Genomic DNA, 23,555 nt, shown 5'->3' with positions numbered 1-23,555 from the left:
CGAGGATTGAGGCGTGCGACGCCGGGATCAATCGGGAGTATGCATCTGTTCAGTGTAGAGCCCCCGGAGGGGCTCCCACCTCTGCTTAACGCTCCGCCAGGTGCTTGCCGATCAGGGCCAGATTGTGGATGGCGGCCAGGCCGTACTGGGCGGCTCCGTTGGTGCTCACGAACGGCGCCTCGTGCACGGGATGGAGCACGCCGGGGCCGTCCACCAGGGTCAGGTGCCAGTCCCGCTGACGCTGCAGCGCGTTCTTGTTGAGCTGGTCGCCCTCGTCGTAGGTGAACTTGCGCCACGCCCAGGCGGCCAGTTCGGCGTCGCCGGTGCGGGCGGCCGCGTACGCCGTCAGCCTGCTGTGCGCCTGGATCAGGGAGATCCCGCTCAGCGGCCGTCCCACCTCCGCCTCCTGCTGCTCGGGAGTGGCCAGGTAGAGGCGGCAGTAGTCCAGCCACGCCCGCTCGAAGCCGGGCACGTCCAGGCCAAGCCCGATCAGCTCCGCGCACATCTCCGGCAGCCCGAACAGCGACGACAGGTGCGACACGGAGATCTGGTCACGGGAGGTGTCGAAACGCCCGCTCTCCAGGTCCAGCCGGCCCTCGCCGGTCAGGAAGCCGCGCGGCAGCGCCCCGATGTCGGCCATCGTGCCCAGCAACCGGTCTCTGGCCCGCTCGTCCCCGTGCCGCTCCCACCGGGTGAGCCAGGCCGCCGCCAGCGAGCCCCAGTCGGTGCCGAGGCCGACCGACAGGGCCGAGGGGTCCGGGGTGTAGACGTCCTCGCGCACCTTGCGCGTGGGATCGATCACCACGAACGTCTCCTCGGGCCTGCTGAGCTCGTCCATGAGGTCGCCGGTGCGCTCGTCGGCCGTCAGGTAGTGGTAAAAGCGCCGGTAGGCGGCGTTGGAGATGCGCAGCTGTTTGCAACTGCAGCCCCAGTGCTGCACGTTGTGCCGGGTGCCCAGGCCCTTCCAGCGGCCGAGGTGATAGACGTCGACCTCGCCGGTGTGGCGGGTCATGGCCTCGGCGAAGCGGAAGACGTCGGCCCGGCCCGTGCGCAGATACTGCAGCCACAGCCACAGGTCGGGCGACAGCTCCGAGTTGTCCCAGGCGTAGCCGCCGATGTCGTAGCGCCAGGTGTGCCGGTCCTGGTCGTAGGTGTGCATGACGTCGCCGTAGTCCCAGAACCCGTACCAGCGGCGCTGCTCGCGCTCGCGGACGTACAGGTCGAACAGGAAGTCCAGCCGGTCCTCGATCGCGGCGTGGGCGGGCGTGGAGCGGTCGGGCAGCTCCCAGACGCCGAACACGCCGGCCTCGCGCACCCGCTCGGGGGCGGCGGCCAGCAGGGCGGGCTCGTTCATGGCGGCGGCGTGCGCGGCCAGCGCGGCCGCGGCGGGCGTGGCGGCGCAGGCGCGCAGGGTCAGCTCGTGCGTACGCGCCACGCCGTGGGCGTCGCCGAAGCCTGGCTCGTAGTCCTCGTACGTGACCTCCAGGCCCTCCAGCTGCTCGGCGAAGGTGTCCTGGCCCATGCCGTCGTGGTAGAAGCGCAGGTCCATGGCCGGCGCGGACGGCGACCACAGCCAGATGGTGGCGGTGGCGAGATCGGTGGCCGCGTTCCTGACGTCGAGGCGGGTGGGGTGCAGCCGCCAGAAGTCACGCAGGCCGAAGCCGAGGCCGCCGCTCACGCCGCCGACGTAGCCGTACCCGGTGGAGCGGGTGCCGGCCGGGATCGTCACCCAGGAGTGGCCCTCGGCGGTGCGTTTGCGCAGCGTGAAGCCATCGGCGGAGCCCTGGTCGAGGGTGTGGTCGTTCCAGGCGGGGATGAGGTGCAGGCGGGAGGCGACGGCCGGGTCGAGCTCTCCGGCCGGGCGGCCCTCGACCTGGTTGCGGCGGGCGGACTCGCCGGGGTCGAGGCGCAGGCCGGTCAGCCCGCGTACGGCCTCCGTCAGGAACCCGCCGTCGCCGGCCAGGCGCACGTGCCGGTCGTGGAGCTCGTCGCGCATGACCACGTCGGCCCGCAGGCCGAGCCCGGCGAGGAAGTCGCGCTCGGGGTCGCCGTCCCAGACGAACGTGTGCATGATCCGCACGTGCTCGGCGCCGGCGTAGAAGTACAGGCGCACGGTGAACGGCAGCCAGTCGCCGTGCCGGCCCTCCAGGCGCACCACGGCGCGGAGGGGGCCGTCCTGCTCGACGGTTACGCTCTCGACGGTTCCCGTCGTCTGCTCGCGGGGCACGCCGCCGCCCTCGTCGGGGGTGGGCTCGCTCTGGCGCAGGCTGACCAGGCGCACGTCCCTGGCGATCTCGCGGCTCCCGCGCGAGATCGACCGGGCCAGCGTGTTCCCCGACTCCTCGATGACCCACGTGACCACACCGGTGCTCACGCGCAGCAGGCCGTCCTCGCGCGCGACCGTGGCGACGCGCTCCGCCGCCGCGGGCTCACGTCCGGGCTCCAGCCGGTACGCCAGCGTCGCGGGCCTGGCCCCGATCGCGTGGGCCGACCACTTGACCGAGCCGTCGGGCCAGGTCGCGGTCACCCAGCTCTGCACGGGCACCTCCCGCCCGTCGGCGTCGGCCAGCGCGAACGGGGCGTCCCGCTCGACCGCGCCACGCGGCCACGGGACTCCCCAGGTCACGCCCTCCTCACCCGGTCGGTCCAGCCAGCGCAGAACTGTCATGCGAACTCCTTGAGTCGCTCGGCGACGATCGCGGCCACCTCGTCGGCGCCGCGGAAACAGAAGTGGGTGTCGTCGGCCACGCCGTCCGGATAGAGGGGGTGGACGCCGGGCGGGAAGTGCGTGAACAGGGCCTTCGAGCCCTCGGGGCCGAACCGTTCGTACAGCTCGGTGGTGGCGGCGGTCAGGTCGATCAGCGGTACGCCCTCGGCGGCGGCCAGGTCGCGCACCTGGTCGGGATAGTCACCGTGGGTCGGGACCAGCCGCCCGCCATCGAACCTGCGCCGCTGCACCGGCGTGCACAGCACCGCCAGCGCGCCGGCCCCGCGCGCCTCCTCGGCGAAGGCGCGCAGGTTGTCGCGGTAGGGCAGGCCGGGCTCCTTCTGGTCGTTGTGCCCGAACTGGATCACCACGACGTCGCCCGGCGTGATCTCGCGGACGAGCGCCGCCCACAGCCCTTCCGCCCGGTGGCCGGCCGTGGTGGCGCCGCCCTTGGCGAAGTTGCGCACCGGGCCGCCGGCGTACGGCCCGAGCTGCGCTCCCCACCCCGACATCGGCGCCTCGAAGGCCGGGCAGGACGCGACCGTCGAGTCCCCGGCCAGCAGGACCGTGCGGGTCACTCCTTGACACCGCCGAGCAGCACGCCCTTGGTGAAGTGCTTCTGCAGGAACGGGTAGAAGAACAGGATCGGCAGCGTCGCGATCACCACGATCGCGAACTTCAGCCCTTGCTCGGGCGGCACGAACGTCCTGTCCATGTTCGCCAGCGCGTCGGCCTGGTCGGCGCTGGTCAGCTGGCGCACCAGCATCTGCAGGGTCCACTTGCCGGGGTCGGTGATGTACAGCAGTGGTGACATGTAGTCGTTCCAGATGGCCACCGCGTAGAACAACGAGAACGTCGCGATGATCGGCTTGGACAGAGGAAGGACGATCTTGAAGAAGACCCCCATCTCGTTGCAGCCGTCGATGCGTGCCGCCTCCTCCAACGCCTGCGGCAGCTCCTGGAAGAAACTCTTCACGATGATCAGATAGAACGGGTTGATCGCCAGCGGCAGGATCAGCGCCCAGTAGCCGTCCAGCAGGCCCAGGTCGCGCACCACCAGGTAGGTGGGGATCATGCCGCCGGAGAAGACCAGCGTGAAGATCACCAGGTTGAGGATCAGCGTCCGGCCCGGCAGGTACCGCTTGGCCAGCGGGTACGCCATGGTGAACGTCAGCACCAGTTGCACCACCGTGCCGACCGCCGTCACGACGACGGTCGTGAGAAGCGCGCGGACGAAGGTGGGGGTGGAGAAGATGAACGCGTACGTGTCCGTGACGAAATTCTCCGGCCACAGGAAGAACGGCCGCGAGGCGATCTCCGACTCGCTCGCGAAGGACCCCGCCAGCACGTACAGCAGCGGCAGCACCGTGATCAGTGCCAGGCCGACGAGCACGATGATGTTGACGGTGTCGAAGACGCGGCTGCCGAGCGTGTCGTACTCGCTGCTCAGCTTCTTCTTTGTCTTGGTCGACATTGCCGGGGCTCCCTAGAGCAGTCCACGCTGGCCGAGGCGCTTGGCCAGCCAGTTGGAGCCGAAGATCAGAATGCAGCCGACGACGCCCTTGAACAGGCCGACGGCGGTGGAGTAGCTGATGGCGCTCTGGGTGATACCGGTGTAGTAGACGTAGGTGTCGAACACGTCGGCCACCGAGCGGTTCAGCGAGGTGGTCATGAGCCAGATCTGCTCGAAGCCGGTGTCCAGCAGGTTGCCCGAGGTCAGGATGGCCATGACGACGATCGTGGGGCGGATCGCGGGAAGCGTGACGTGCCAGAGCTGGCGGAAACGTCCCGCGCCGTCCATGCGCGCGGCCTCGTACAACTGCGGGTCCACGCCGGCCAGCGCGGCCAGGTAGATGATCGTGCCCCAGCCGGTCAGCTTCCACAGCTGCTGCAGGATGATCAGCGGACGGAACCAGTCCTCCTGCGCCACGTAGTCGATCTTCGCGGTGTCCCCGAGCACGTCGCGGATCCACCCGGCGACCACCCCGTAGTCGGCCGAGAACAACAGGTACGTCAGCGACGCGACGATCGTCCAGGACAGGAAGTGCGGGATGTACATCACCGACTGGACCGAGCGCTTGAGAATGTTGACCCGCAGCTCGTTCAGCAGCAGCGCGATGACGATCGGCGCGGGGAAGATGAAGACCACGGTCAGCAGCGCGAGGAACAGCGTGTTGAACATCAGCCGGCCGAAGTCGGGGCCGGCGAACAGATCCTCGAAGTTCTTGAAGCCCACCCAGGGGCTTCCGGAGTACCCCAGGTACGGCACGAAGTCCTGGAAGGCGATGGTGATGCCGTACATCGGGAGGTACTTGAACAGCGCGAAGTAGATGACGCCCGGCAGGATCATCAGGTACAGCCATTTGTAGCGCGCCAGAGACGCGCCCAGTCCCGGCTTCCTGCGGCGGCGGGCGGTCTTGGCCGCCGCCGCCGATGGAGGCGGCGCCAGGTCGGTGGCCACAACGGCCTCCTTTCCTAAAGAAACCCGCCGGACGGACCGCGCTCGTGAGCTGCGGGCCGGCGGGTTTCCTGTCGGCTGTGAGGACCCGGGCGGCGGCCCGGGCCCTCACGGCGGGGTCAGTTGGTGCCGAGCTTGGAGACCAGGTCGTTGATCTCGGCGGCGACCTGCGTGCCGCCGGCGTCGTACCAGCGCTTGATCTCGCCCTTCAGCTGCTCTTCGGTCATCTCACCCGACAGGAACTTGATCCGGGCGTCGGGAATGATGTCGTCGAGCTGCGCGCCCTTGGAGACGGCCGTGGGCGAGACCACGGGCAGCGCCGGGTTGAACACGGCCGTCTTGAGGTCCTCGTTCATCAGGTCCAGGCCCAGCTTGATGATGTCCTTGTACGCCTGACCGGACGGCGTGCGCGCATAGGCGAGGCCGCCGTACGTCGTGTCGCCCTGGAATCCGAGCTGGGTGAAGGCCTGGTCGACGTTGTCCTGGACGACCCGGACCGCGGGGTCGTCCTCGTTGATCAGCGCGGCGGTGTCGCCATCGGCCTTGAAGTTGCGGCCCTCGATGCCGTTCTGGACCAGGATCTGCCCCTCCTTGGTGCCCAGCTTGTCCAGCACCTTCAGGACGTTGTCCAGGTCCTGCTCGGTCCGCACGTTCTGCTTGGAGATGGCGATGGCGTCGTTGTAGCCGGTGAACGGCAGGGAGAACTTCTTGCCGTCGGCGCGCTTGAGGTTGCCGACCATGGCGACCTTGTCGCCGTAGTCCTTGTCGCCGTTGTCCCTGAACTTGTCGAGCAGCGCCCTGGCGCGGACGTTCACGTCGATGATGATGCCGCCCTTGCCCTGGAAGAACGGGTCGTCCCACTTGGCCGTGTCGTAGCTGGCGAAGTCCGGGTTGACCATGCCCCCGTCGATCATCTTCTTGAGGAACTTGTTGGCCTCGAGGAACTCGGGGGTGTCGAAGCCGGGAACCAGCTTGCCGTTGCGCTCGCCCCACTGGTTCGGGGCGCCGAACCAGGTCTCGAGCGTGTCATAGGGGCTGGCGCTGGCGTACTTGCCCGGCCACTTCGGGATGATCAGGCCGTAGGTGTCCTTCTTGCCGTTGCCGTCGGGGTCCTTCTCGGTGAAGGCCTCGGCGATGTTGTAGAGGTCGTCGACGGTCTCGGGCAGCTTCAGGCCGAGCTTGTCCAGCCAGTCCTTGCGGATCATGACCGCCGAACGCAGCATGGGCCGCATCCGGGGGATGGCGTAGGACTTGCCGTTGATGGAGGCGTTGAGCACGCGGCGCTCGTCCACCGGCTTCAGGCTCGGGTACTTGGCCAGCTTGTCGGTCAGGTCCCAGAACGCCCCGGCCTGTGCGGCCTTGACGAACGCCGGGCCGTGCGGGTCCACGACCACGACCTGCGGCACGTTGCCCGAGGCGAGCGTGACGTTGACCTTGTCGGCGTACTCGGCGTTGGGAACCCAGGTGATCTGCAGCTTCTTGCCGAGGAACTTCTCGACCGCCTGCTGCATCTCACCCTTCGGGTCGGGAGCGGGCCCGAACAGCTTCGTCATGATCGTCAGCGTGTTCGGGTCAGCGGCGGGCGCGTCACCACCGGAGCAGGCCGAGGCGGTGAGAGCAGCCGTTAGCGTTAACACACCGGCAAGGAGCCGCCGGCGGCGGGATGCGCTCATGAGTTCCCTTTCGAATGCAGGCGCGCCTCGTTCTCCTGGAAGAAGCGCAGGCAGAGCCACGTGTTGAGATAGATCCACGCGCCGAAGCTGATCATCGGCGCCAGGATGGGCGCCACCGAGGTCGCGAAGGCGATGGCTGAGAGCGCTAGCAGCAACACCACGGACGAGGCCGGGCGAAAAATCGCTAGCTGGGATGCTTTGGGCCAGTACGCCCAGAGCGGCAGATCGTAGTGCGCGTAGAGCGGCCCTACGTGCGCCCCCACACCCGCCAGTGCGATGAGGGCCACGAAAGTCGCGATCCGCAACGCTCCCATGCTGGGCCCGAGAGCGGAGAAATACAGGTAGTTGCCGACCAGCACGGTGGCGACCAGCGCCGCCGGCAGGACCAGCAACGAGGCCCGGACGAACTCCCGTCGGTAGACGGTCCAGAATTCGCTCCAAGCCTGAAACGTTTCATTTCGGGCATGCCGCCGAGCCAGGGTGTAGGCGGCGACGGTGGCGGGCCCGAGCCCGAGGATCACTCCTCCTGCGAGGGTGAACACGAGCCACATCAGGTTCAGCTGGACCACCCAGATGAGCTCTGAGCAGGCAGCTTGGATCCTGATCGACATGGCGGGATGGTTCATCCGGCACCACCTTCTCGTGGCACGTGCACGGATACGGGGGTGGAGTATTGCACCGTGGTTCCTGCCCAGTTACAAGCGAGTGAACGGCGGTTGGTGCGAAATTAGTGTTGAATCGACTCAAAGTCAATGACGAGATACCCGGAGATTTCCGTACTCTCCGATCAGCGGTGCCATCTGCCGAAACCCGATCTTGCCTCCTGCCAGGGCGGAACCGCCGACGGAGCCGTCATCCTGCCACCTGAACGAGACCAAATCGTTGATTGAGAACGTGACCTCGCCCCCCTTGACGTCCAGCCGGATCGCATAGGGCCCGTCGGCGTCCAGCACCGCCGGCAACGGGTCGGCACCCTGCGCGACCAGGTGGAACCCGTGGCTCTTGCGCAGGTTGCAGGTGTGCAGGGCGCGCTCTGAGGCCCACATGCGGCGGAAATAGGAGACGTGGTAGGCGTCGATGTCGCCGTGGTGGTACTGCTCGTAGGGGCCGTTGCGCGGGGTCAGGCGCGGATCGAACAGGTCTTCGCCGTCGCGGCCCCGGGCGTGGAAGAACATGATGGCCAGCCCCGGCTCCCTGACGGGCCAGAAGTCCCACTCGATCCGTATGTCGGCGGGGAACTCCTCGGGGCACCAGAGCACGACGTTGGCCGCCTGCCCGTCGGAGGCGGGCCTGAGGCTCTCCAGCCGCATGCGCCCTTGGGTGAACGACACGGCCCCATCCCCCTCCATCCGGAATCCGGCCAGGTCATCGGGGGTGGCCAGGGGGTTGTTGTAGATCTCGGACATGGATGACTCCTTCGGCGATCACATGAATGGGTTGTCGGACGAATGAAGACACAAACCGGCCGCGACGGCTTGGAACCACCGCCAGACCCAGCCCCGACCAGGCACACCCCTCCGGGGCGAGCGCGCGACTCCGGCGGCCCACCTCCGGGGCGGCCCCCCTCCCGGAACGGCCCACCTCCCGGAACGGCCCCCCTCCCGGAACGGCCCCCCTCCCGGAACGGCCCACCTCCCGAGGGGCCCACCTCCCGAGGGGCCCGGCAAGGCGCACGCCCCGAACCCCGCAGCTCACCTTAGGCGCGCCGCGTCGGCGAGACGGTGAACGGAGGGGCCCGGCGCAACGCGTGCGGCGACCAGCCTGGCAAGCGGGCCGCAGCCACATCACCGTCCATACGGCTCAGCACACCCCCAGCCGAGCAGGGCACACCGCCGAGCCACGCCCCCAGAGAGCGCACCTCCGGGGCGAGCGCACCCTCCCCCAGAGCGGCGCACCTCCTGAGGTGGCGCACCTCCTGAGGTGGCGCACCTTCGGAGTGGCGCGCCTCTCGGGGCGAGCCTGGCCAGGGCCCACAGCCCGAACCCGCAGATCAGCCCGGGCGCGCCTCCCGGGGCGAACCCGGCCGGGGCACACACCCCCGAACCCGCAGGTCAGCCTGGGCGCGCCGCGTCGGTGAGTCGGTGGACGGAGGGGCCCGGCGCAACGTGTACGGCGACCCAGCCGGGCGGCGGGCCGCACCGATCCCAGGGCACTCTGGGCGCGTCGGTGAGGCATATCCTGAAATGCCGCCCGCGCGAGTCAGGGGTTGCGGCGGAGAGCGCTCGACTCTCGTATTACCAGGTCAGGCTGGAAGATGACCTGTCTGTGCCGGTGCTGTTCAGGCTCGGCCACCTCCTCCAGCAACAGGTCGATCGCCGTCCGCCCCAGCAGTTCCCGAGGCTGCCGTATGGACGACAGCGGCACGGCGGCCGCGGCGGCGAAGTCGATGTCGTCGTATCCGATGATGGCCAGGTCATCGGGCACCCTGAGGCCCCGTGACGCCATCGCCTGTAAGAAGCCCAGCGCCATCATGTCGTTGGCGCAGAAGGCCGCCGTGGGGCGTTCGTCGGCGGGCAGAGCCGCCACCCGTTCCCCGATCGCCCGCCCCTCCGCCACCGTCAGCGTGGGCGCCGTGGAGGTGAGCAGTTCAACGGCCCCGTCCGCGGCCGCGACGGCGCTGGTGACGCCCGCGTGCCGGTCGGCCACCTGTTTGATGGACGGCGGCCCCCCGACAAACATGATGCGCCGGTGCCCCCGTTCAATCAGGTGGGCGCCCGCGATCTGCCCGCCGAGCCGGTCGTCCACGGCCACCGAGCACTGCAGCCCGGTCGCCGGGCTGTCGACCAGCACCACCGGGGTGCCGCGCGCGGCCAGTTCCTCCAGCCAGGGGCTTTCCATCTCCACCGGGGTGATCAGTATTCCCATCACCCGCTGCTGTTCGAGCTGGTCGAGGTGGCGGCGCTCGCGGCCGGTGTCGCCGGCGCTGTTGCAGAGCACCACCATCGAGTCGTGCTCGTCGGCCACCGATTCGGCGCCCTGGGCGACGTCCACGAAGAACGGGTTGGACACGTCGAGCACGACGAGCCCGACCGTCCGGCTGCGCCCCACCCGCAGGTGGCGAGCCACCTCGTTACGGACGAAGCCCAGTTTCTTGATCGCTTCGAAGACGCGTTCGCGTGTGGCGGGGGACACGATCTCCGGGCGGTTGAGCACATTGCTCACCGTGCCCACCGAGACGCGCGCAAGCTGCGCGACCTCCTTGATGTTCCTGGTCGCCATCGATCCTCACGAGGCCGTGCTGCTGCCTGAACTGCAGAAACCCGCAACTTGACATGGACCGCAGAGCGCGGTTCCACCTAGAACTCGGCTCATCATAGCGGCATTCAAGATTCTTTTGAATCGTCTCAACGACGCGAGGCGGTCACACTCCGGCATCGGGTGGCGGCGTGGCGGCGCCGGCCTTCATTCCGTCGAGCATCAGCCGCAGGTATCGGACCGGGTCGGCGGCCACCGGCGCGGGCAGCCGGTCGGGGTGACAGGTGAAGACGTTCAGCAGGTGGACGAGGTCCTCGACGCCGACGTCGGCCCGCATCGAGCCTTCGGCCTGCGCCCGGCGTACGAGCTCGTCGAACCGCTCCACCCACCCCGCCCGCACCCGCGCGAACTCGGCCCGGTTCGTCAACGCCTCCGTCGGCAGCACGGCGAGGGCGGTGGCCAGCGCGGCGCGGCCCGGCTCGGCGGCCCAGGACACGAAGTCCCAGATCGCGCTCCAGGCGTCGGCGCCACTGCCGGCGACCGCGTCGAGCGTGTCGGCCATCGTGTGGATGTAGTGCCCGCCGACGGCTTCGAGCAGGGCGTCACGGTCGGGGAAGCGGCGGTAGAGCGTGCCGACGCCGACGCCCGCCCGCCTGGCGATGGCCTCCATGGGCGCGTTGACGCCGCGCTCGGCGACGACCTCAGCGGCCGCCTCGACGATCTTGTCCAGATTCCGCCTGGCATCCGCGCGCACGTACGACTCCAAAGTGGACGACTAGATTCCGCTTAGTGTACCGTCGCGGCAACCGGAATCCGAGATTCCACTTATGGAGGTCATGATGATCGTCGTCACCGGTGCCACCGGGTCCATCGGCCGCGCGCTCGTCCGGCGGCTGCGCGAACGCGACGTCCTCGCCGTCGTCCGCCGGCCGGCCGAAGATCTGGGCGGTCCGTACGCGCTCGCCGACTTCGACCGCCCCGAGACCATCGGCGCGCTCCTGTCCCCCGGCGACCGCCTGTTCCTGAACAGCTCGCTCTGGCCGGGCTTCGCCGACGCGCACCGTGCCGTCATCGACCTGGCCGCCCAGGCGGGGGTCGCGCAGATCGTCGCGGTGTCGGTACGCGACGCGGCCCCCGGCGCCAGACTCGGCATGGGCGTGCACGGCCGGGTGGACGCCCATCTCAGGAAGTCGGGCGTGCCCTGGACGATCCTGCAGCCGAGCGGCTTCATGCAGAACCTGCCGCGCGACTTCCAGGACGGCACCATGTACGGCTCGTACGGCTCCGCCCCGATCAACTACATCGACGCCAGGGACATCGCCGAGGTGGCCGCCGCCCTGCTCACCGCCCCCGTCGGCCCCGACCGCGACCTCGTGCTCACGGGCCCCGAGTCCCTGTCGCACGACCGCGTGGCCGAGGAGATCGGCAAGGCCCTCGGCCGCCCGGCCCGCTACGTGAACCTGCCCCTCCCGGAGATGGCCGCGCATCTCGAAGAACGCCAGGGCATCCCCCAGGCGCACGCCGCCGAACTGGCCGCCCTCATGGCCGAGATGGGCGAGAGGGGAGACGGCAGTTGGGCGGAGATCACGACGACGGTGGAGGATCTGACCGGCCGCCCGCCCCGCTCCCTGTCCACCTTCCTCGCCGACCACAAGACCGACAAGACCGACGAGGCCGATCACAAAAGCGCGGGCTGAAGGCTCACTCCGGATCGATCACGCGGACGCGTACCGCACGGAACAGCGCGGGCGTGTCGCGCAGCACCGCCAGCCTGGGGTCGGGCACCACCAGGAACGGCTCGGTCTCCAGCGCCAGCAGCGGCGCCAGCCGCCGATCGGGCCGCAGGGCGTCCACCGCCCGCCGGTCCCCGCCGAGCAGCATCCCGTCCAGCTCCCCCAGATGCGGCCCCAGCACCCGCACCGCCGTCTCCACCGCGTCGTCGAACGCCTGAGCCGCCTGGTTGCGCCGCCGCCTGGCGAAGCGCTGCTGCGACCACCCGCCCGCCGCCGTACGCCCCTGCACCAGCCGCGACCCCACCTTGGACGCCACCAGCGAGGCCCCCTGGAAGACGCCGGCCGCGTAGCCGCCGAGCCGCACCAGGAACACCCCCACCCGCCGCTCGGCACCGGCGTGCGCCACGAACCGGGTCACGTGCGGCGGCCCCGGCGGCGTCATGGGCGGGAAGGGCACGTGCAGCTCGGCCAGCGCCCCGTCGGCGGCCAGCAGCCGCACCACCCGCTCGTCCCCCGAGGTGGAGAAGGGCCCGTGCCGGCCGGCGAACCCGTCGATCCACGGATGCAGGCGCTCCGGCGGCACCGTGACCCACCGGCCGCCACCCCTTGCCGGACGCGCGCTCATGTTCCGAAGGCTAACCGACCGCCGAACAGCTCGGCGGCAGGGAACCTAAGCCGAAATGTCGGTAAATTCTGTTTCGTGGGCCTTATGCCACGCCAGTGGCTGGAGCACCATCTGTACGTGTCCTCCCTGCTCACCAGTCCCATGGTGGACCTCGACAGCGGGTCCGTCATCGCGCACCCCGCCGTCGTTGACCCCACCGGCGCCCTGCGTGCCGCGCCACTGCCCATGGTGCTGGAGCTGCCGATCCGGGTGGTGCTGCAGGGCGCGGGCGCGCTGGCTCCCCTGCACGAGGCGCTGAGGAGGGCGGGTAGGCACCCGCGCGAGGCGATCCTGCTGCTCACCGGCTCGTGCCAGGAGCAGGACCGGCCGCTGCTCAAGGTGGGGCTCGACGGCCTGCGCACGATCGGCTACCTGCTCGGCTTCGCCGACGTGGGCTCGGGCGGCGCGGCCCTGGACCTGGTGACGGACGCGGCGCCGTACCTCCTGGCGCTGCACCCCGACGTGGTGGCGCGCATTCCCGGCGACCACCGCGCGGCCGCGGTGGCGCGGGCGGTGGTGACGCTGGCGCGCGGCATCGGCGCGCACGTCCTGGCTCCGAGCGTGGAGCGCGAGGCCCAGGCGGCGGCGGTGCGCGGCCTCGGTGTACGTCTCGCGCACGGCCCCCTGCTGGCCCCCGGCCCCGACGGCAAGGTACGGGTCCCGCTCCCGGCCCCCGACGACTCCCCCAACGCGGCCATGTTCGGCCCCCGCGTCCAGGAACTGCTGCTCCCGGCCGTGACCCTGCCCGCCGGGGCGAAGGCCGAGGAGGTGGTGGCGGCGTTCGGGCACGAGCCGACGATCACCAGCGTGATCCTGGTGGACGAGTACCAGCGGCCCAAGGGCAGCCTGGACCGCAGCCGTTTCCTGCTGTCGTTCGCGGCCCGCTACGGCCATGCCCTGCACGGCTCGAAACCGGCGCAACGCCTGGCCGACCCGCCGCGCACGGTGCCGAGAACGACCCCGGCGATCGCCGCCATGCAGGCGGCGGGCCGGGACGCGACCCGCGTGTACGACGACCTGGTGGTGACCGACGAGATGAACCGCTGCCTGGGCATCGTCCGCGTATCGGATCTGATCAGGCAGGTGGCCGCGATCCGCGGCTGACAACGGGCGGCGGCGAGGATAGGAAGGGAGGATGGATCACCCGCTGAACAGAAGGGCGCTGCTCGGCGCGGGCATGCTCGCCGGAGTGGCCGCGTGCACCTCCACCGCGGCCCCCGCTCCCGCCAAACCGGCCCCGGGCAGGTTCGACCCCTCCGACTGGGCGTCCGTCAGGGCGCAGTTCACCCTGGACCCGGCGTACGGCCAGTTCGCCGCGTTCGTGCTGGCCCCCGCGCCCGCGCCGGTCCGCGAGACGATCAGGGCGCACCGCGACGCGCTGGACGCCGACCCCGAGTACACCCCGCCCGGCTCCGGCGAGCCCGACCAGCGCGTCCGCGAGGCCGCGGCCCGCTACCTGGGCGGCGAGCCGGCCGGCATCGCGCTGACCGACAGCACCACGATGGGCCTGGGCCTGCTCTACTCGGGCATCAGGCTGCGCCCCGGCCAGGACGTGCTGACCACCGAGCACGACTTCCTCGCCACCCACGAGGGCCTGCGCCTGCTGGCCGAGCGCACGGGCGCGAAGGTGCGCAGGGTCAGGCTGTACGACGACCCGGCCGGGGCCTCGGAGGACCGGATGGTGTCGGCGATCAAGGAGGGGCTCGGGCCGCGGACGCGGGTGGTGGCGATCACCTGGGTGCATTCGAGCACCGGCGTCCGCCTGCCGGTCCGGGCCATCGCCGACATGCTGGCCGAGGCGAACAAGGGCCGCGACGAGCGGGACCGGGCGCTGCTCTGCGTGGACGGGGTGCACGGGTTCGGCGCGATGGCCTCCGGCGTGGCGGACCTGGGCTGCGACTTCCTGGCCAGCGGCACGCACAAGTGGCTGTTCGGGCCGCGCGGCACCGGCATCGTGTGGGGCAGTGACTGGGACATGATCGCCCCCATCGTGCCCAGCTTCAGCCGGGCCGCGAGCGCCGCCTGGCAGAGCGGGGAGGCCTCGGTGGCGAGCACGGCGGAGCTGGTCACGCCGGGCGGCTACAAGGCGTTCGAGCACCGCTGGGCGATGTCGCAGGCGTTCGGCTTCATGACGGCGATCGGCAAGGACCGGGTGCAGCAGCGCACGCAGGAGCTGGCCACCCGGCTCAAGGCGGGGCTGGCCCCGATCCCGCACATCACGCTGGCCACCCCGGCGGCGCCGGAGCTGTCGGCGGGGCTGGTGTGCTGCTCGGTGGCGGGCATGCAGCCGTTGGAGGCGGTACGCCGGCTGCACGAGCAGAAGGTGATCGCGAGCGTGACGCCGTACAACCCGTCGTTGCTGCGCTTCGGCACGAGCATCGTGACGAGCCCCGAGCAGGTGGACCTGGCGATCAAGGCGGTGCAGAGCCTGAAATAGGCCCCTACACCCGCCCTTGGCTCCTCGCCCGCTGGACCGCCTCGATGCGGTTGCGGGCGTGCGTCTTCTGGATGGCCGACGACAGGTAGTTGCGCACGGTGCCCTCCGACAGGTGCAGCCGCGCGGGGTCGACGAGCTCCCTGACCGTCAACTCGGGGATGAGGGCGCCGTGCTGGAGCATGGCGCCCATCTCGCCGGCCCCGACCGCCGCCCCGGGGGTGCGGCCGAGCACCCCGACCGTGCCCCGGGTGGGGGTGATCAGGCCGAGGAGCAGGTTGATGGCGGTGGACTTGCCGGCGCCGTTCGCGCCGAGCAGGGCCACGGTCGTGCCGGACTCGATGGTGAGCGAGAGGTCGTCGACGGCGAGCACGTCCCCGTAGTGCTTGCTGACGTGGTCGAACACGATGGCGTTCATGGGAGAAACGCTAGAACGGGGTTTCGCGCCGGGTCAGTGCGATCCATCCGGCGTTGACGGTGACATTTGTCAGGTCACGCGGCTCACCAGCCCCGTGTCGAGGCTGTAGTAGGCGCCGATCACGGTGGCGGCGCCGTACAGGAGGGGGTCGGCCCGGAGGCGCAGGACGGTACGCCGGATGTGGGCGCGGACCATGGGCTCCACCTGGCCGTTGGAGGTGGCGTAGGCGGGTTCGAGTGCCGCGACGATGTGGGGCAGCTCGCCGGGCAGGGTGACCCGCCCGCGTAAGGCCCGGGCGGCCGCGGTGACCGCGCCGCAGCGTTGGTGGCCCAGGACGACGACGAGGCGGGCGCGCAGGTCCTGCGGGCCGTACTGGACCGCGGCGGTGATCAGGGAATCGATCGTGTGCGCCGCCGTACGGACGACGAGCAGATCGCCGAGCCCGACGTCGAACACGACCTCGGGCGGCACCCGGGAGTCGATGCACGACAGCACGACCGCGTGCGGGGACTGGCCCCACGCGAGTTGTTTCCTGCGCCGGGGGTCCTGGTGCGGGCGGTGGGACCTGCCCGCCGCCCAGCGCCGGTTGCCCTGCTCGAGTAAGGACCACATGCGCCGGGCACCACCACGCCAGGCGACCAGTTCGTTACGCACGGTTCCGATATGCCCGCCGGGCCGATGGCCTAGCGGGCAGATCTCACAGGCGGCAGGCGTAGATGTCGGTGACCAGGATGGCTCTTGCGCCGATGTCCCAGAGCTGATCCATCACGTGCTGGTGACCCTGGCGCCGGACCATGGCGCGGACGGCGACCCAGCCCTCGCGGTGCAGCGGCGAGACGGTGGGGCCCTCCATGCCGGGCGTGAGCGCGATGGCCTCTTCGATGCGCTCGGCGCGGATGTCGTAGTCCATCATGACGAAGTCGCGGGCGTGCACGACGCCCTGGATGCGGCGGACGAGCTGGTCGACGGCGGCGGTGTCGGGCGCGCTCTGCTGCTTGATCAGCACGGCCTCCGAGCGCATGATCGGGTCGCCGAACACCTCCAGGCCCACGTTGCGCAGCGTGGTGCCGGTCTCGACGACGTCGGCCACGGCGTCGGCCACGCCGAGCCTGATGGCCGTCTCGACGGCGCCGTCGAGCTTGATGACGCGGGCGTCGACGCCCTGGTCGGAGAGGTATTTGTCGAGCAGCCCGGCGTAGGAGGTGGCGATGCGCCGGCCGTTGAGGTCTTCGGCGCAGGTCATCGTGCCCGCCGCGGCGGCCAGGCGGAAGGTGGAGCCGCCGAAGCCGAGCGGCATGATCTCCTCGACCGGCGCGCCGGAGTCGACCAGCATGTCTCTGCCGGTGATGCCGACGTCGAGGGTGCCCTCGCCGACGTAGACGGCGATGTCGCGGGGGCGCAGGAAGAACAGCTCGCAGCCGCTGGCCTCGTCGACGACGACGAGCTCCTTGCTGTCCCTGCGCGACCGGTAGCCGGCCTCTTTGAGCATGCTCTGGGCGGCCTCGCTGAGGGCGCCCTTGTTGGGTACTGCCAGACGCAGCATGTCAGGTCCTCGTTCTTGTGTCGCTCTTGCTTCTCCAGGGTGGGCGGTGGCGGGCGCCGGGCGCCCTAGAGATGCTTGTAGACCTGCTCGAGGCCGATGCCCTTGGCGATCATGAGCACCTGAACGTGGTAGAGGAGCTGCGAGATCTCCTCGGCTGCCCTGTCGTCTGACTCGTGCTCGGCCGCCATCCAGCTCTCGGCGGCCTCCTCGACGACCTTCTTGCCGATGGCATGGACGCCGGCGTCGAGCGCGGCCACGGTGCCCGAGCCCGCGGGCCGGGTCGTGGCCTTCTCTGACAGCTCGGCGAACAGCTCTTCGAAGGTCTTCATGGTCTCTCTCGTCGGTCGGCTGACGTGCCTGTTAAGCCTAGTCTGCGCCAGGGGATGACGCCGCCCCGCGTCCGCCACGCGAGACGAATCCCCTGAACCGGGAAAGCGGAGATGCTCCTGCGGCGAATTCCCTGGATCGTTCCATCATGCCATCACTACAGGTCAAGGTGATAACGGCGCAGGCCCGATGAAACTTACATGCCCTCCTATTGTCACTTATCCGTTTAAGTGATGAGATCCCTAGCACGAGCGGCGAGAGATCGGACGGCTTCGATGCGACGAACGTTGGCAGCGGGTGGCACGATCCTGCTGGCGGTCCTGAGCGCGGCCTGCGCCACGAGCGGCCAGACGCAGACCCGGCAGGCGGACAAGAACGCCCCCGCGACCCTGTCCTTCTGGTCCACGGGCGGAGACGACGAGACGGCGATCTTCCAGAAGGCGGCGGACCTCTACCACCAGAGACATCCCACCGTGACGATCAAGGTGCAGACCCTGTCGTGGGACGACGCCTACGCCAAGCTCCTGGCCGCGGCCACCAGCCGCAGCGGGCCCGACGTCATCTCCGGGGGCATGACGTGGACCATCCAGTTCGGCGCCAGGGGCGCGATGGTGGACCTGCGCAAGCACGGCCTCGACTCGCTCAAGGCCCAGGCTCAGCCCGCCCAGTGGGAGTCGGCGATCTCTCCCGACGGCTCGGTGTACGGCGTGCCGCTGGACATGTCCACCCTCGCCCTCTACTACCGCACCGATCTGCTGGCGAAGGCCGGCATCGACGCCCCGCCCAAGACCTGGGAGGAGCTGACCGCCCACATCGCCAAGCTCAAGGCGGCCGGGATCAAGAAGCCCTACAGCCAGGACTGGGGCAACCTCGACTGGATCGGCTACTTCAACTACCTCTACCAGGCGGGCGGCACGTTCTACACGCCGGACTGCAAGCCGTCGCTCGACACCCCGCAGGCCGAGCAGGCGCTGACGTACTGGGTGGACCTCTACCGCAAGCACGGCGCGCCGACCGCCAGCGTGGAGGCGTCCGACGCGCTGGACACCGGCACCGCGATGGTGGTGGGCGGCAACTGGATCGCCAAGGGCATCGACGCCAACAAGCCGAAGCTGAAGGGCAAGTGGGCGATGGCCCCGCTGCCCGCCGGACCGGCCGGGCCGACCACGTTCATCGGCGGCCGCGCGATCGGCGTGACCTCCTTCAGCAAGCACGCGCAGACGGGCGCGGACTTCGTGAAGTTCATGTACGGCGACGAGGCCATCGCCGCGATCGTGGACGAGGCCAGGAAGCGGAACCTGCCCTACATCCCGCCGCGCCCCGACAAGGTGGTGGGCTCCTCGTCGTTCGAGGCGGACCAGGCCCAGGTGTTCGAGTCGTCGATCAAGACGGGCAAGGCCGCCCCTGGCTGCCCCGGCTGGGACGAGAGCGCTCCTGACGTCTCCAAGCAGCTCCAGTCGGCCATCCTCGGCAAGGCGGACGTCAAGACCGCGCTGACCGAGGCGGCCAAGGTGATGCAGCGCAACGCCGGATAGCTGGAGCGGAAGATGGCGAGTCCCGTCCCTCTGCGCAGCAGGCTGCGCCGTTACGGCACCTCGTACGCGATGCTGCTGCCCTTCCTCGCCCTGTTCGCGGGGTTCCTGCTCTGGCCGCTGGCCAACTCGCTCTACCTGAGCTTCACCACGTTCGACGGCATCAACCCGGCCGCGTTCACCGGCCTGGACAACTTCCGTACGCTGCTCGGCGACTCCCGCTTCCTGCACGCGCTGAGCAACACCGCCCTGTACGTGGTCGCGTCGGTCGTCCTCGGCACCCTGCTGTCGCTCGGCCTGGCGCTGGCCTTCAGCGGCACCGGCTGGGGCCACCGGATCATGCGCACGCTGTTCTTCCTGCCCTCCGTGACCTCCTCCATCGCGCTCATGCTGATGTGGAAGTGGGTGCTGTTCCCCAGCGACGTGGGCCTGGCCAACACGATCGTGAGCTGGTTCGGCGGCGGGGCCGTCGCCTGGCTGGCCACGCCGGGGCTGACGATCCCGATCCTGGTGCTGATGGCGGTGTGGGGCGGCATGGGGTACGGGATGGTGCTGTACGTCGCCGGGCTCGGCTCCATCCCCGAGGAGTACCATGAGGCCGCCAAGATCGACGGCGCCTCGACCTGGCAGCGGTTCCGCCACATCACGCTGCCGCTGCTGCGTCCCGTGACCACGTACGTCGTCGTGACCGGGCTGATCGGCGCGTTCCAGGTGTTCGAGGCCGTCTACATCGTCTTCCGGGGCACCAACAGCGTCGGCGGCGTGCTCGACTCCGGCCTGATGATCGTGCCCTACCTCTACGACCAGGGATTCACCCACTTCAAGCTGGGCTACGCCTCGGCCATCGCCTGGGTGCTGTTCCTGATCATCTTCGTGCTCAGCCTCGCCAACCTGCGCCTGGGCCGCGCGATGAAGGAGCTGTGATGGCCGTCGCCCCGACGCGGACGATCGCCGCGGCGCCGCCGTCCAGTGACCCGGGCGGCGCCCGTCCCGGGCGTTCCCGGATCAACGGGCACCTGCTGCGCCTGCCGTTCTACCTGCTGGCGCTGACGATGATCGCGCCGTTCTACTGGTTGCTCATCACCGTGTTCAAGCCGCCGGCCGAGCTGGCCAGGACGCCTCCGTCGTTCGTGCCGCAGTCGCCGACCTTCGCCAACTTCTACGACTCGGGCTGGTCGCCCGAGCGGATCAACCCGGGGCATCTGCAGGGCATCTTCCAGCGGTTCCAGGTGGACTTCGGGTTCTGGCGGTTCCTGTTCAACAGCCTGTTCATCACGACCGCCATCACCGTCGGGTCGCTGCTGATCTGCTCGCTGGCGGCGTACGTGATCGCCAAGCACGACATCAGAGGGCGCAGGACGATCTTCCTGATGATCGTCGCGTCGATGATGGTCCCCTGGCAGACCACGCTGATCCCGAACTACGTCATCATGCGGAACCTGGGCTGGCTGGACGGCTACGCGGCCTACATCGTCCCGGCGCTGGCGAAGGCGTTCGTGCTGTTCTTCCTGGTGCAGTTCCTGCAGTCGGTGCCGAACGAGCTGATCCAGGCGGCCAGGGTGGACGGGGCCGGGGAATGGCGGATCTGGTGGCGGATCGTGCTGCCGCTGCTGCGGCCGGCGCTGGCGGCGATGTCGATCTTCATCGTGCTCGCGGAGTGGAACAACTTCCTGTGGCCGCTCATCATCGTGCAGAGCGACGAGATGGCGAACCTGCCCGTGGCCCTGGCCAGGCTCAACTCCTATTACGCCGGGCCCGACCACCAGGGTGCGATCATGGCGGGCGGGCTGCTCGCCTCGATCCCGACGATCGTCTTCTTCCTGATCTTCCAGCGGTACTTCACCCGCGGCATCGCGCTCAGCGGCCTTAAGGGCTGAGAAAACGACGCTGCCCGCCGGGGGTCCCGGCGGGCAGCGTGCGTCAATACAGGTGATCAGCGCTCGAAGCGGCGGCCCGAACCCGAGCCGGAGCTGTTGCGGCGGAAGCCGCCACTGCCGCGCTCGTCGGTACGGCCGCCACCGCCGGAGCGGAAGCCCTCACCCGAGCGGTAGCCGTCGCGCGGCCCGCGCTCGCGGTTGTCGGCCGTGACCGGCCGGCCACGGTCGGAGGAGCCGGAGGCGTAGCGGGGCGCCCGGTCGTCGGATCGGAACCCGCCACCGCGCTGGCCACGGTCGTCCTGCCGGACGGGCCGGTCGTCGGAGCGGTATGCGCCCCGCGGCCGGTCGTCACGGCGACGGTCGTCGCCGAACGTGCGCGGCTGCTGCTCCTGCGAGCCACCGAACGGGCGGTCGCCGTTGTCGTGCCGGCGCGGACGACGGTCCTCACCGGAGGCGAACGCCGGACGGTCACCGTCCTCGTGGCGGCGCGGACGACGGTCGTCGCCGGAGGCGAACGGACGGTCACCGTTGTCGTGGCGGCGCGGGCGGCGCTCGCCGTCGAAGTCACGGCGCCCGCGACGGCCACCGCCGCGACGCTCCGACGACCCGCCACCGTCACGGCGCGGGCGCAGGGGCTTGCGGACGTCGGGCTCCCACACGGCGACGGGCTCGCCGCTCGGCACCCGGGCGCCCGTCACCTCGGCGAGGCGCGGGTTACCGGGGGTGGCCTTGAGGCGGAACGGGTGGATCCCGGCGCGGCGGGTGAGCTGGTCGGTGGAGCGGCGCTCGTTGGGGAGCACCAGCGTGACGACCGTGCCCTTCTCGCCGGCGCGGGCCGTGCGGCCGCCCCGGTGCAGGTAGCTCTTGTGGTCCTGCGGCGGGTCGACGTGCAGCACCAGGCTGATGTTGTCGACGTGGATGCCGCGCGCCGCGACGTCGGTGCAGACGAGCACGTTGACGGAGCCCTCGCGGAACTCCGCGAGGATGCGGGTGCGCTGGTTCTGGCGCTTGCCGCCGTGCAGGCCGCCGGACTTGACGCCGACCCGGGCGAGCTGCTTGCACAGCCGGTCGACGCCGTGCTGGGTGCGGACGAAGATGATCGTACGGCCCTCGCGGTTGGCGATCTCGGCCGTGACGTCGAACTTGTCGTCGCGCGTCACCTGGATCACGTGGTGCTCCATGGTGTCGACCGGCGAGGTCGCCGGGGCCACGGAGTGGGTGATCGGGTTCTTCAGGAAGCGCTGCACCAGCTTGTCGACGTCGCCGTCGAGCGTGGCCGAGAACAGCAGCCGCTGACCGTCGGCCGGCGTCTGCGCGAGCAGGTCGGTGACGACGGGGAAGAAGCCGAGGTCGCACATGTGGTCGGCCTCGTCGAGCACGCTCACCTGGACCTGGGACAGCGAGCACTCACCCTGGCGGATGAGGTCGCCCAGGCGGCCGGGGGTGGCGATGACGACGTCGACGCCACGGCGCAGGGCCTCGATCTGCTTGCCCATGGACATGCCGCCGACGATGACCTTCATGCGCAGGCCCAGACCGCGGCCGAGCGGCTCAAGGGCGTCGTGCACCTGGAGGGCCAGCTCACGCGTGGGCACCAGGATCATGGCGCGCGGGTGACCGGCGGCGGGCCGCACACCGGCGATGCGCGCCATGGTGGGCAGACCGAACGCGAGCGTCTTGCCGGAGCCGGTCTGGCCGCGGCCGAGCACGTCGTTGCCGGCGAGCACGTCGGGGATCGTCGCGCTCTGGATGGGGAACGGGCTGTCGAAGCCCAGCTTGGCCAGTCCGTTGACGAGCGGCTTCGGCAGGCCGAGCAGCTCGAATTCGGACGGCCCAGGCTCGGTGGAGGTTTCGCCGAGCGAGGGCATGACAGCGTCAAGCATGGTCACGAAGTTCGTGCCTTTCGTCGAAGTGGCGCGTCACTTCTGCGAAAGGACGAGCCAGGACGTACGGCCTCGGGGCCGTACACGTTCAAGGGTTTCCCGCCGTCATGGGGGCGGGGTGAAAATGAGGGGGGATACACCGGAAGCACCGGCCGCAGGCGATGCGAGACGCGCGATGAGACGCCGGGTGTATTTATTTCCAACGCCGGGATGTTATCGGATATTCCCCGGCCATGGGTCCGGACTTTTCCAACCCGATAGGGCACACTGAGACGGCCGACGATTTACGTCAGCCGTGACAGTGAAAAAAGATCAGACGTTGAAGCCTAGCATACGCAGCTGCTCGCGCCCCTCATCGGTGATCTTGTCGGGCCCCCACGGCGGCAGCCACACCCAGTTGATCTTCACATCGGACACCATACCCTCCAGCGCGGAGTGGGCCTGGTCCTCGATGACATCGGTCAGCGGGCAGGCGGCGCTGGTCAGCGTCATGTCGATGGTGGCCACGGGCTGACCGCCCTCGGCCGGGTCGAGGTTGAGCCCGTAGATGAGGCCCAGATCCACGACGTTGATGCCGAGCTCGGGGTCGACGACGTCCTTGAGCGCCTCCATGACCTCCTCGACGGTCGCGTCACCGTCGAAGGTGGTCGGGGTCTCCGTCGGCTTGCTCATTGCGCAGCACTCCTCACAACAGCGTCCTTGTAAGCCATCCAGGAAAGCAGCGCGCATTTGACGCGCGCGGGGAACTTGGCCACGCCCGCGAACGCGACGGCGTCACCGAGGACCTCCTCGTCGGCCTCGACCTTCCCCCTGCCCTGCATCAGCCTGGTGAACTCGTCGACCACGGAGAGCGTCTCCTCGACCGTCGAGCCGGTGGTCAGCTCGTGCAGCACGGAGGCGGCGGCCTGGCTGATCGAGCAGCCCTGCCCGTCGTAGGAGACGTCGAGGATCTTGCCGGCGTCGCCCACCTTGACCCTGAGCGTGATCTCGTCGCCGCACGTCGGGTTCACGTGGTGAACCTCGGCGTCGTACGGCTCACGAAGCCCCCGCCCCTGCGGGTGCTTGTAGTGCTCCAGGATCAGCTCCTGGTACATCGACTCGCCGATCATGG

23 protein-coding genes are annotated in these 23,555 nt (G+C 69.8%); 6 read left to right on the top strand and 17 right to left on the bottom strand.

The features are described 5' to 3' along the window. Positions 1–85: 85 nt before the first annotated feature. The 9 genes from C4V41_RS43085 to C4V41_RS43045 all read right to left on the bottom strand — a co-directional run bounded on the left by C4V41_RS43085 (position 86) and on the right by C4V41_RS43045 (position 10,787). Entirely contained in the window at positions 86–2,668 is a 2,583-nt protein-coding gene (locus C4V41_RS43085; protein ID WP_103961813.1) for an exo-rhamnogalacturonan lyase family protein, read from the bottom strand. Then, a complete protein-coding gene (locus C4V41_RS43080; RefSeq protein ID WP_103961812.1) occupies positions 2,665–3,285 on the bottom strand; it encodes a rhamnogalacturonan acetylesterase in 621 nt (206 codons plus the stop codon). The genes C4V41_RS43085 and C4V41_RS43080 overlap by 4 nt, the downstream gene beginning before the upstream one ends. Further along, the gene (locus tag C4V41_RS43075; protein WP_103961811.1) at positions 3,282–4,181 is read right to left on the bottom strand and encodes a carbohydrate ABC transporter permease; all 900 of its coding nucleotides are present in this window, start codon (positions 4,179–4,181) and stop codon (positions 3,282–3,284) included. The genes C4V41_RS43080 and C4V41_RS43075 overlap by 4 nt, the downstream gene beginning before the upstream one ends. Before the next feature lie 12 nt (positions 4,182–4,193). Continuing rightward, positions 4,194–5,168, bottom strand: a complete 975-nt coding sequence (locus tag C4V41_RS43070; RefSeq protein WP_103961810.1) for an ABC transporter permease — start codon at positions 5,166–5,168, stop codon at positions 4,194–4,196. Between the two features lie 116 nt (positions 5,169–5,284). Continuing rightward, the gene (locus C4V41_RS43065) at positions 5,285–6,718 is read right to left on the bottom strand and encodes an extracellular solute-binding protein (RefSeq protein WP_103961809.1); all 1,434 of its coding nucleotides are present in this window, start codon (positions 6,716–6,718) and stop codon (positions 5,285–5,287) included. A 116-nt stretch (positions 6,719–6,834) separates the two neighbouring features. Next, positions 6,835–7,464 carry a YesL family protein gene (locus C4V41_RS43060; protein ID WP_235030745.1) on the bottom strand — a complete coding sequence of 210 codons (630 nt, stop codon included), beginning with the start codon at positions 7,462–7,464 and terminating at the stop codon, positions 6,835–6,837. Positions 7,465–7,587: 123 nt separating this feature from the next. Then, on the bottom strand, positions 7,588–8,244 hold the full coding sequence (locus C4V41_RS43055; protein WP_103961808.1) for a DUF1961 family protein: 657 nt from the start codon (positions 8,242–8,244) through the stop codon (positions 7,588–7,590). Between the two features lie 793 nt (positions 8,245–9,037). Beyond that, complete coding sequence (locus C4V41_RS43050) at positions 9,038–10,057, bottom strand: LacI family DNA-binding transcriptional regulator (RefSeq protein ID WP_103961807.1); 1,020 nt, start codon at positions 10,055–10,057, stop codon at positions 9,038–9,040. A 142-nt stretch (positions 10,058–10,199) separates the two neighbouring features. After that, positions 10,200–10,787, bottom strand: coding sequence for a TetR/AcrR family transcriptional regulator (locus tag C4V41_RS43045; RefSeq protein ID WP_103961939.1), 588 nt, complete (start codon positions 10,785–10,787; stop codon positions 10,200–10,202). Positions 10,788–10,869: 82 nt separating this feature from the next. Here C4V41_RS43045 and C4V41_RS43040 point away from each other — a divergent pair, with 82 nt between their 5' ends. Continuing rightward, positions 10,870–11,730: an NAD(P)H-binding protein gene (locus tag C4V41_RS43040; protein ID WP_235030744.1), complete on the top strand. Its 861-nt coding sequence runs from the start codon at positions 10,870–10,872 to the stop codon at positions 11,728–11,730. Between the two features lie 4 nt (positions 11,731–11,734). Here C4V41_RS43040 and C4V41_RS43035 read toward each other — a convergent pair whose 3' ends face one another. Then, complete coding sequence (locus C4V41_RS43035) at positions 11,735–12,391, bottom strand: acVLRF1 family peptidyl-tRNA hydrolase (RefSeq protein WP_103961806.1); 657 nt, start codon at positions 12,389–12,391, stop codon at positions 11,735–11,737. 84 nt (positions 12,392–12,475) lie between these two features. Between C4V41_RS43035 and C4V41_RS43030 the strand changes: the two genes are divergently transcribed. Together C4V41_RS43030 and C4V41_RS43025 are read left to right on the top strand one after the other, a co-directional pair. Next, positions 12,476–13,534: an EAL domain-containing protein gene (locus C4V41_RS43030; protein WP_103961805.1), complete on the top strand. Its 1,059-nt coding sequence runs from the start codon at positions 12,476–12,478 to the stop codon at positions 13,532–13,534. A 31-nt stretch (positions 13,535–13,565) separates the two neighbouring features. Further along, positions 13,566–14,867 (top strand): aminotransferase class V-fold PLP-dependent enzyme, encoded by a 1,302-nt coding sequence (locus C4V41_RS43025; protein WP_103961804.1) that lies wholly within the window; start codon positions 13,566–13,568, stop codon positions 14,865–14,867. 4 nt (positions 14,868–14,871) lie between these two features. On the opposite strand, the gene C4V41_RS43020 is transcribed toward C4V41_RS43025, so the two are convergent. From C4V41_RS43020 to C4V41_RS43005, 4 genes are all read right to left on the bottom strand, one after another. Continuing rightward, on the bottom strand, positions 14,872–15,282 hold the full coding sequence (locus C4V41_RS43020; protein WP_103961803.1) for an ATP-binding cassette domain-containing protein: 411 nt from the start codon (positions 15,280–15,282) through the stop codon (positions 14,872–14,874). A gap of 69 nt (positions 15,283–15,351) precedes the next feature. Further along, a complete protein-coding gene (locus C4V41_RS43015; RefSeq protein WP_103961802.1) occupies positions 15,352–15,894 on the bottom strand; it encodes a carbonic anhydrase in 543 nt (180 codons plus the stop codon). A gap of 85 nt (positions 15,895–15,979) precedes the next feature. Further along, entirely contained in the window at positions 15,980–16,825 is an 846-nt protein-coding gene (gene hisG / locus C4V41_RS43010) for an ATP phosphoribosyltransferase (protein WP_103961801.1), read from the bottom strand. A gap of 65 nt (positions 16,826–16,890) precedes the next feature. Then, positions 16,891–17,154: a phosphoribosyl-ATP diphosphatase gene (locus C4V41_RS43005; protein ID WP_103961800.1), complete on the bottom strand. Its 264-nt coding sequence runs from the start codon at positions 17,152–17,154 to the stop codon at positions 16,891–16,893. A gap of 273 nt (positions 17,155–17,427) precedes the next feature. On the opposite strand from C4V41_RS43005, the gene C4V41_RS43000 reads away from it, so the two are divergent. From C4V41_RS43000 to C4V41_RS42990, 3 genes are read left to right on the top strand one after another with little or no spacing between them, the layout of a single operon-like run. Then, positions 17,428–18,687: an extracellular solute-binding protein gene (locus tag C4V41_RS43000; RefSeq protein ID WP_160150580.1), complete on the top strand. Its 1,260-nt coding sequence runs from the start codon at positions 17,428–17,430 to the stop codon at positions 18,685–18,687. 12 nt (positions 18,688–18,699) lie between these two features. Beyond that, entirely contained in the window at positions 18,700–19,608 is a 909-nt protein-coding gene (locus C4V41_RS42995; RefSeq protein WP_103961798.1) for a carbohydrate ABC transporter permease, read from the top strand. Next, entirely contained in the window at positions 19,608–20,561 is a 954-nt protein-coding gene (locus tag C4V41_RS42990; protein ID WP_103961797.1) for a carbohydrate ABC transporter permease, read from the top strand. The genes C4V41_RS42995 and C4V41_RS42990 overlap by 1 nt, the downstream gene beginning before the upstream one ends. Before the next feature lie 56 nt (positions 20,562–20,617). Here the strand turns inward: C4V41_RS42990 and C4V41_RS42985 are convergent, their stop codons facing one another. The 3 genes from C4V41_RS42985 to sufU all read right to left on the bottom strand — a co-directional run bounded on the left by C4V41_RS42985 (position 20,618) and on the right by sufU (position 23,553). Beyond that, entirely contained in the window at positions 20,618–22,444 is a 1,827-nt protein-coding gene (locus C4V41_RS42985) for a DEAD/DEAH box helicase (RefSeq protein WP_200824608.1), read from the bottom strand. 312 nt (positions 22,445–22,756) lie between these two features. Further along, on the bottom strand, positions 22,757–23,116 hold the full coding sequence (locus tag C4V41_RS42980; RefSeq protein ID WP_103961795.1) for a metal-sulfur cluster assembly factor: 360 nt from the start codon (positions 23,114–23,116) through the stop codon (positions 22,757–22,759). After that, complete coding sequence (gene sufU, locus C4V41_RS42975) at positions 23,113–23,553, bottom strand: Fe-S cluster assembly sulfur transfer protein SufU (protein ID WP_103961794.1); 441 nt, start codon at positions 23,551–23,553, stop codon at positions 23,113–23,115. Before sufU ends, C4V41_RS42980 begins: the two co-directional genes overlap by 4 nt. Between the last annotated feature and the right edge of the window lie 2 nt (positions 23,554–23,555).

Origin of the sequence: Nonomuraea solani, assembly GCF_900108335.1 — a bacterium.
Classification (GTDB): Bacteria; Actinomycetota; Actinomycetes; order Streptosporangiales; family Streptosporangiaceae; genus Nonomuraea; species Nonomuraea solani.
This window is presented reverse-complemented; position numbering and strand designations above follow the sequence as displayed.

What these genes read in the sequence shown, in the direction of transcription:
- C4V41_RS43030 (WP_103961805.1), top strand. Translation starts at nt 12,476, where the DNA reads ATGCCACGCCAGTGGCTGGAGCACCATCTGTACGTGTCCTCCCTGCTC.
- C4V41_RS43050 (WP_103961807.1), bottom strand. Translation starts at nt 10,057, where the DNA reads ATGGCGACCAGGAACATCAAGGAGGTCGCGCAGCTTGCGCGCGTCTCG.
- C4V41_RS43035 (WP_103961806.1), bottom strand. Translation starts at nt 12,391, where the DNA reads ATGAGCGCGCGTCCGGCAAGGGGTGGCGGCCGGTGGGTCACGGTGCCG.
- C4V41_RS42980 (WP_103961795.1), bottom strand. Translation starts at nt 23,116, where the DNA reads ATGAGCAAGCCGACGGAGACCCCGACCACCTTCGACGGTGACGCGACC.
- C4V41_RS43000 (WP_160150580.1), top strand. Translation starts at nt 17,428, where the DNA reads ATGCGACGAACGTTGGCAGCGGGTGGCACGATCCTGCTGGCGGTCCTG.
- C4V41_RS42995 (WP_103961798.1), top strand. Translation starts at nt 18,700, where the DNA reads ATGGCGAGTCCCGTCCCTCTGCGCAGCAGGCTGCGCCGTTACGGCACC.
- sufU (WP_103961794.1), bottom strand. Translation starts at nt 23,553, where the DNA reads ATGATCGGCGAGTCGATGTACCAGGAGCTGATCCTGGAGCACTACAAG.
- C4V41_RS43065 (WP_103961809.1), bottom strand. Translation starts at nt 6,718, where the DNA reads ATGACGAAGCTGTTCGGGCCCGCTCCCGACCCGAAGGGTGAGATGCAG.
- C4V41_RS43075 (WP_103961811.1), bottom strand. Translation starts at nt 4,181, where the DNA reads ATGTCGACCAAGACAAAGAAGAAGCTGAGCAGCGAGTACGACACGCTC.
- C4V41_RS43020 (WP_103961803.1), bottom strand. Translation starts at nt 15,282, where the DNA reads ATGAACGCCATCGTGTTCGACCACGTCAGCAAGCACTACGGGGACGTG.
- C4V41_RS43040 (WP_235030744.1), top strand. Translation starts at nt 10,870, where the DNA reads ATGATGATCGTCGTCACCGGTGCCACCGGGTCCATCGGCCGCGCGCTC.
- C4V41_RS43060 (WP_235030745.1), bottom strand. Translation starts at nt 7,464, where the DNA reads ATGAACCATCCCGCCATGTCGATCAGGATCCAAGCTGCCTGCTCAGAG.
- C4V41_RS42985 (WP_200824608.1), bottom strand. Translation starts at nt 22,444, where the DNA reads ATGCTTGACGCTGTCATGCCCTCGCTCGGCGAAACCTCCACCGAGCCT.
- C4V41_RS43025 (WP_103961804.1), top strand. Translation starts at nt 13,566, where the DNA reads ATGGATCACCCGCTGAACAGAAGGGCGCTGCTCGGCGCGGGCATGCTC.
- C4V41_RS42990 (WP_103961797.1), top strand. Translation starts at nt 19,608, where the DNA reads ATGGCCGTCGCCCCGACGCGGACGATCGCCGCGGCGCCGCCGTCCAGT.
- C4V41_RS43055 (WP_103961808.1), bottom strand. Translation starts at nt 8,244, where the DNA reads ATGTCCGAGATCTACAACAACCCCCTGGCCACCCCCGATGACCTGGCC.
- C4V41_RS43005 (WP_103961800.1), bottom strand. Translation starts at nt 17,154, where the DNA reads ATGAAGACCTTCGAAGAGCTGTTCGCCGAGCTGTCAGAGAAGGCCACG.
- C4V41_RS43015 (WP_103961802.1), bottom strand. Translation starts at nt 15,894, where the DNA reads ATGTGGTCCTTACTCGAGCAGGGCAACCGGCGCTGGGCGGCGGGCAGG.
- C4V41_RS43085 (WP_103961813.1), bottom strand. Translation starts at nt 2,668, where the DNA reads ATGACAGTTCTGCGCTGGCTGGACCGACCGGGTGAGGAGGGCGTGACC.
- hisG (WP_103961801.1), bottom strand. Translation starts at nt 16,825, where the DNA reads ATGCTGCGTCTGGCAGTACCCAACAAGGGCGCCCTCAGCGAGGCCGCC.